General features: G+C 41.8%; 6 protein-coding genes and 1 pseudogene. 4 read left to right on the top strand and 3 right to left on the bottom strand.

Annotated features, from left to right (window positions below; genetic code table 11):
* From IM509_RS07890 to IM509_RS07880, 3 genes and pseudogenes are all read left to right on the top strand, one after another.
* Window positions 1-129, top strand: a pseudogene (locus tag IM509_RS07890) (IS630 family transposase); the annotation flags it as partial.
* Between the two features lie 166 nt (window positions 130-295).
* Window positions 296-622: a pepsin/retropepsin-like aspartic protease family protein gene (locus IM509_RS07885; protein WP_185236970.1), complete on the top strand. Its 327-nt coding sequence runs from the start codon at window positions 296-298 to the stop codon at window positions 620-622.
* Between the two features lie 157 nt (window positions 623-779).
* Window positions 780-1,034 (top strand): hypothetical protein, encoded by a 255-nt coding sequence (locus tag IM509_RS07880; protein ID WP_002755102.1) that lies wholly within the window; start codon window positions 780-782, stop codon window positions 1,032-1,034.
* 127 nt (window positions 1,035-1,161) lie between these two features.
* Here the strand turns inward: IM509_RS07880 and IM509_RS07875 are convergent, their stop codons facing one another.
* Together IM509_RS07875 and IM509_RS07870 are read right to left on the bottom strand one after the other, a co-directional pair.
* Window positions 1,162-2,769 carry a DUF262 domain-containing protein gene (locus IM509_RS07875; protein ID WP_221634788.1) on the bottom strand — a complete coding sequence of 536 codons (1,608 nt, stop codon included), beginning with the start codon at window positions 2,767-2,769 and terminating at the stop codon, window positions 1,162-1,164.
* Between the two features lie 444 nt (window positions 2,770-3,213).
* Window positions 3,214-4,209: an L-lactate dehydrogenase gene (locus tag IM509_RS07870; RefSeq protein WP_052275820.1), complete on the bottom strand. Its 996-nt coding sequence runs from the start codon at window positions 4,207-4,209 to the stop codon at window positions 3,214-3,216.
* Between the two features lie 235 nt (window positions 4,210-4,444).
* On the opposite strand from IM509_RS07870, the gene IM509_RS07865 reads away from it, so the two are divergent.
* Entirely contained in the window at window positions 4,445-4,786 is a 342-nt protein-coding gene (locus IM509_RS07865) for a DUF952 domain-containing protein (RefSeq protein ID WP_272079486.1), read from the top strand.
* Here the strand turns inward: IM509_RS07865 and IM509_RS07860 are convergent.
* Window positions 4,763-6,076 (bottom strand): cytosine deaminase, encoded by a 1,314-nt coding sequence (locus IM509_RS07860; RefSeq protein ID WP_185236968.1) that lies wholly within the window; start codon window positions 6,074-6,076, stop codon window positions 4,763-4,765. The two genes, IM509_RS07865 and IM509_RS07860, sit on opposite strands and share 24 nt — an antisense overlap.
* Between the last annotated feature and the right edge of the window lie 380 nt (window positions 6,077-6,456).

The raw sequence follows: 6,456 nt of genomic DNA, 5'->3' as shown, positions 1-6,456 counted from the left end.
TTTTCTGACTTTTCTTCAGCTATTTATGAATGTCTGAATGATGCCCATCTGAAACATAAAAAAGAACTGGATTCCTTGCTGACTCTACGATTTCAGAAGTTTAATAAATCTCAGATTATGAACGTCTAAAGTATAGTACCGAGTGGCGCTAAATCTTGATGAATCAGCTTGTTTCGTTCCGCCACAATGTCTAAGAGAGCCTGTTTCTGAGCATTTAAGCAATCTGAGTCACTATAGGAAACCTTAAATAGTTGAGGTTTAGACTGACTATCATCCACCAGCACAGTGTCATGTAATTTATCAAAGTCAATCCTTGAATGTTTCGGGTCTCTTGGATACTGGTTCTAGTGTTAATGTGTTGCCCTATGAAATGGGTTTAGCTTTAGGTGAAGTCTGGGAAAACCAAAGGCTATCTCTGCCATTAGGAGGTAATTTAGCTAGATTTGAAGCTCGTGCATTGGTTGTTAAAGCTACTGTTGAGCAATTCCCCACCGTAGATTTAGCCTTTGCTTGGACACAAGATAAATATGCGCCGCTAATACTAGGACAGATGAACTTCTTTCTTGCCTTTGATGTCTGTTTTTACAGATACGACTTAGCATTCGAGATTAGTCAAAAATAGTTTGACTAGAGAAAAAAGAGGTGTGTTAGATTTCATTAACTACCAGAGCGGCGATCGCAGTTTCACCTCAAGCGATCGCCCTATGAAAAGAGATTAATTTGTCTAAAGATTTGCTAAACTGAGGACAATAATCGCTTATTTTCAAGGTGTTAACTAAATGTGGTGGCAAAGTTCTCGGTTAGACCGTATTGAAGCCAGTCTAGAGGCAAGTCAGCAGCGAATAGAGCGAATAGAAAGCAATATTGACAGATTAGCAGCAATCAGTGAGGCAACGAATCGGCGTATTGATCGGTTTGTGGAAGCTACTGCTCAACAAATGGAGGAATCTAAGGCTCGTATTGACCAACTGCAACAAGGGATGGAACAGCTTCAGCGTGCAGTTGGCTATTTTTTAAGTCAGGACGGTAACTAACGATCGCCTTTTCAAAAATCAAAAAACCCCGTTAGCTTACAATCACTTGCTTCAATGAATGAGCATGGTACTACGACTAGAGAAAAAAGAGGTGTGTTAGATTTCATTAACACACTCTACCAAAGCTTTAGCTTGACGTGGCATCTTGCATTAAGTTTTTAGCAAAGTTGAATAAAAGAGATGACCTATTAGTGACGAAAAGCGAAAAATCATCATTAAAAGTCTCATCCGAGCAAAAAGCACTTGTTAGGATGCTTTTTAAATCATCATCTTTGGGCATTAGTGTGATATACTCAGACGGTCTCTTGCGCCCTATTTTTTTGTTCTCTGAAGCATTTATGAAACAGAAATTTGCAAGACAATTAATTTCTTTGTCAGAATGCCCTGCATCTCTTAAGTAAGCTTTGGGATAAATGTGATGAAATTCAGCCCTGTTGTATTTCTGTAAAACTTTATCTAGATCAATTGATGAGCCAGACAGAAAAGTTTTTGGATCATTGTTAGCCAACATTAATATAAAAGTTTTTGTATTGGCGCTAGTTAGTCGAAAGTAACTGTCTTTGAAGAAGCATTCATCTATATCATATGGGATATCACCCAAAACGCTCGCTTCGCCACTTTTAAGTTTCTCTACTTCATTGATGTCAGTTGTTGCAGTTCTCTTGATTTGGCTACCATATCGGTTAGTGAAGCACGATCTCCAAAACCACTTTTTCAATCTTGCATAAACTTTTGCATCATACGATATTTGTTTGCCATCAGGTTCTGCGAAAAACACGCACAGAGGAATAATTAACGCCGAATAGGGTAAATTCTTAAGAGACATAACCTTCAATTGTGTCCTCAAGAAATCAATAGCACCAAAAATTCCATTTCTTACTTTAGGAAAAGCAGTTCTAACCTGTTGACCATTCAATTTTAAAAGGGTATCTGGAGTAGGGTCTTTCATCAAAATAGCAGCAGCACATCTTAGGATCAGATCAGAATCTTCACCAACTTCAGAGAATCCAAACTCTTCAAGATCTTCTTTCAATTCTTTGAAGTTCTCTAGTAGATCGAAATCATCATTCCAAGTCCATGCGGCAAGAAGTTGAAGAGTATCAAGTTCCATTCCCAATCTATTGACACGTTCAAATACAATGGCAACGATTGCCCTATCATCCGTCTTGAGAATTTGGGCAGGAATTGACACTTCCTTAAATTTTTCTTGCATTCTATCCAATCGTCTAATTTGATCGTTTGAAAATTTCGAAGCTGCTTCTCTATATTTCACGGAATCAAATAAGACGCTTAAAGGAAAATGGCGATTTGGATCAACATCACCCTCTTGAAGGGCTAAAAATTTACTTTCTTGTACATCGTCATCTGCTTCAAAATCGAAATATATTTGCAGCCATCCACCTTCTGAGGTTGGTTCTAACTCGGTTTGGAAAACAGAGAATATGGATGTGAGTCTTTGCTGACCATCCAGCACATAATCTATTGGATAATCCTCCGTTGGCTTTGGAAGCTCAAATTGCCCTAGTTTGCGTTCTACTGCAAGCTTGTATTTAGTTCGCCAAAGTAATAGTGATCCGAAAGGATAATTTTTATAAATACTGTCCATCAGGTATGCAACCCTATCCATACCCCAGACAAAACCTCTTTGGAAAGCTGGGATTCTCACACTACCGCTACTTACGGAGTCTAGTAGTTTTCTGATCGAATAGGATTGATACTCCATATTCAGTGGCATAAAATCAGGCTCCCCTTATTTTCTCTGGATAACCATTATAGATTCTGGGCTGGTCAAAATCAATCAATGTACGCCGCCTAACCATTAATTATACAGAAATTTTCTCTATAACACTCCTGAGAGTAACGATGTGGGTTAACTTTCGGCATATCACACCATTTTAGCACCATCGCAGCGAACTTTTCCCCATATCATAACCAAAAGCGTATTAGCCAGATTAAACAACCTCTTTTAAGTAGATTCCTAACAACAAGCTGCAATAAAATAGACTTTTCGGGAAGTCTAGCACTACTTGCTTCAGTCCACCCCACAATTACCTAATTTTCGGGGAAAAAGTGCCTAAAATTTCCCCTCGATCGCTCTTATGTCTGGCACTTTTTGAGGGCAAAAAAATCTAAAAATCTTAGCCAACAATGTTTTTAGATTTATTCAGCCAACCCTAAGTTAAATTTTGAGTTGATCGATTAAATCGCGCATGATTTTGGCCGAATTATGTAACTGTTGGGTTTCTCTGGGACTGAGGGCAAGATTCAGGGTTTTAATCACTCCTTTCTCGTTAACCACCGAGGGAATACTTAAACACACATCTTTGAGACCGTATTGACCATCGAGGAGAGTGCTAATAGTGAGAATTCTTTCTTGGGAACGTAAAATCGCTTTAACGATATCCGTGGTAGCTAAACCGATCGCATAGCTAGTATAACCCTTGCGTTTGATAATTTCATAGGCGGCGTTTTTAACCTGAAGAAAAATTTCTGTTAAGCTTTCTTGGTCGGCCGCGCTTAAATCCTGCCAATCTCCTTCTAATAACCTTGCTCCTCCGATATTAGCCGAACTCCACACAGCAAGCTCACTATCCCCGTGTTCACCGATAATATAAGCGTGGACGTTACGCGCATCTACATGGAGTTGGGTGGATAAAAGAGAGCGTAAACGAGCAGAATCTAACACTGTACCCGAACCAATCACCCTAGAAGGCGGAAAATGGGTGATTTTAAGGGTAACATAGGTCATGATATCGACGGGATTACTCACCACCAAAATCAAAGCACTGGGGCAGTAAACAGCCACATCCGCAAGAATACGGCGGAAAATCGCCACATTTCGCTCAAGGAGATGTAATCGGGTTTCTCCCTCTTTTTGGGCGGCCCCGGCAGTAATAATCACCACATCGGCATTTTGTCCCACATCGGCCACGGTTCCCATTTTCAAGTCTGTGGGTTCAATAAAAGGCATTCCGTGCCTTAAATCCATCACTTCCCCCTCGACTTTGTCGGTGGCGATATCTTGCAGAATTAATTCATCAAAACAGTCTTGAATTAACATCGAGTAAGCGCAGGCCATCCCCACCTGACCAACACCGATAATCACCCCCTTGCGAGGACGCAGAGGTGCGGGTTTTTCAGCGTAGGGATTGGGAGTAAATATTTTATCTAACATAGATTTTTGCAGTTACTGGCTCGGTAAGCTTATTTTAAGGGGAAAAGGTTAATATCAGGTAAAAAGAGACTATAAAGAGATTTTGAGGACGTTACCAGCCATTTTTTTCTGGTAAGTGGTCGGACAAATTTCTTGTCTTTATTCCTTGACCTCTAGTTTAAGAGAATTGAGGGCCGCTGACAGCTTCAGGCTATATCCTAAAATTAGGAATAAAGTGACAGTAGGAGGCGAACCGATGATCTATCACATCACCACAGAAAGAGGTTGGCAAATAGCTCGTGAAATGGGGGAATATCGGGCTTATTCCCTAAAAAATGAGGGATTTATCCATTGCTCCACCTTAGAACAAATTCCGAAAGTTGTGGACGCTTTTTATCAAAATCAGCCAGATTTGCTGGTTTTAGCCATTTCTCCTGAACAATTGCAGTCCCCTGTCAAATGGGAGCAGCCCCAGCATCCTAACCCAGAAAATGCAACTCTAGAGCTAGAAAAAGAGACCTTTCCCCATATTTACGGTGCTATCAACCTAGAATCGGTAGTTTTTGTCAAACCCTTACAGGAGTTGCTCAATTCCTAAAACTAAATCATCTAACTCTTGGTAATCGGGGAGAGTAGTATCGATGCTTAACCCGCGCCGAATCACGAGGCGATCCCACTGTGGTCGCGATAATAGCTCGCTAAAGTAGCGCGCCTTGAAAATTAACAAATTTGCCTCTAGACCCGTCTTAATACGCCCTAAATGGGGCAATCCGAGCAGATTTGCTGGGGTGAGGGTGACACTATTTACCCAGTCAGCGTAGGGTGTGTCGAGATGGGCAATCCGCACCGCTTGGGTAAAGACTTCTAAACCATCGTGATCCCCAAAACCATAAAAGGGATCGCGACAGTTATCGCTGGCAAAAGCTACCGGAATTCCCGCTTTTTTCATCTCTTTTACCTTAGTTGTCCCGCGCCAAAAGGGGGTTTTTTCCTCTTGACGATCCTGTAGGTAGAGATTGCACATCGGCAAGCTAACGATAGCAATACCCGCATTTTTGACTAAATTTAGGGTTTCTTGGATTATTTCAGGGGATTGTACCGCTAAACTGCAACAGTGACCACAGATGATTTGTCCAGAAAATTGCTCTTTGATAGCAGTACGGGCGATCGCTGCTAAACAGGTAGAATCGGAATCGCCGTTTTCATCCAGATGAAAATCGAGATTTAAACCCCTTTCTTGGGCTAATTTGAAGGTAATATCAATTTGTGCCTGTAAATCAGGATTTGTGTAGGCTACTCCCCCTAATATGCCCCCAAATTCGGCGATTTTATCGGCTAAGGCCGCTCCCTCGGAGGTTTGATAGTAGTCAAGGGAAACTAGGGAAACCGCTTGCAGGGTGATTTTACCGGCCCATTGTCGTTGCAATTCTGCCAAAGCGGTTAAGCTAATCTGTGCCTGTTGACCAAAAGAGTCGATATGGGTGCGAATAGCGGCGGTTCCGTGGGCATAACTGCATTTAACGCCGAATTCCATGCGACGATACACATCCTCTAAGCGCCACTCCCGTCGGGAATCCTCTAGGGCCATTTTTAAGGCACTGTCAAAAGTGCCATCATGGTTAGGACAACGATGCCAACTATGACCTTTATCGAGATGGGTGTGCATATCAACAAAGCAAGGAAAAACAATCTTTTTTTTGAGGTCAATAACGGGAATATTATCTTCGGGGGGGATTGTTGAGGTGATGCGATTAATGTTACCGTCATTAATTTCCAGATTAACTAAGGTTAATCCCTCGGAGGTTTGGGGAGAGAAACTCTCATTTTCTAGCAGGGAAACGGGAATATGAGCATTTTTGAGCCAGTAGCGCTCGCTTGAGGGAATCATAAGACCTCTGGTAAAAATCAAAAATTGTTGTTAGGATTAGGAGCCAGTCGTCGGTGCATCTCACATTTGCAGGAATACCGACAGTCAGCAATTATCAGTAACTCTTATAGCGGTTCTCACACCTGTGTGACACAGTTAAACCTTTGCTAATTAAGCTTTTCAACATCGATAATGTACCTCTTGCGAACAGGAAACGCTATAGATAATTACAAATGTATCAGCAGCTGCGTGTAAGCATCCCACCGAAAAACTAATGCGCGGGGGGTTTGGGGGCGGCGCCACGCTCCCAACGGGGGGTTTGGGGGGTAGAACCCCCCAAAAGCTTGGATTGAGTGATAAAATCGGAAGTAATGCCCGATCTTAGCCGAGAGTTTCCCCGT

The sequence above is a fragment of the Microcystis sp. M31BS1 genome, assembly GCF_020245285.1.
GTDB lineage: Bacteria > Cyanobacteriota > Cyanobacteriia > Cyanobacteriales > Microcystaceae > Microcystis > Microcystis panniformis.
This window is presented reverse-complemented; position numbering and strand designations above follow the sequence as displayed.

What these genes read in the sequence shown, in the direction of transcription:
- IM509_RS07875 (WP_221634788.1), bottom strand. Translation starts at nt 2,769, where the DNA reads ATGCCACTGAATATGGAGTATCAATCCTATTCGATCAGAAAACTACTA.
- IM509_RS07880 (WP_002755102.1), top strand. Translation starts at nt 780, where the DNA reads ATGTGGTGGCAAAGTTCTCGGTTAGACCGTATTGAAGCCAGTCTAGAG.
- IM509_RS07865 (WP_272079486.1), top strand. Translation starts at nt 4,445, where the DNA reads ATGATCTATCACATCACCACAGAAAGAGGTTGGCAAATAGCTCGTGAA.
- IM509_RS07870 (WP_052275820.1), bottom strand. Translation starts at nt 4,209, where the DNA reads ATGTTAGATAAAATATTTACTCCCAATCCCTACGCTGAAAAACCCGCA.
- IM509_RS07860 (WP_185236968.1), bottom strand. Translation starts at nt 6,076, where the DNA reads ATGATTCCCTCAAGCGAGCGCTACTGGCTCAAAAATGCTCATATTCCC.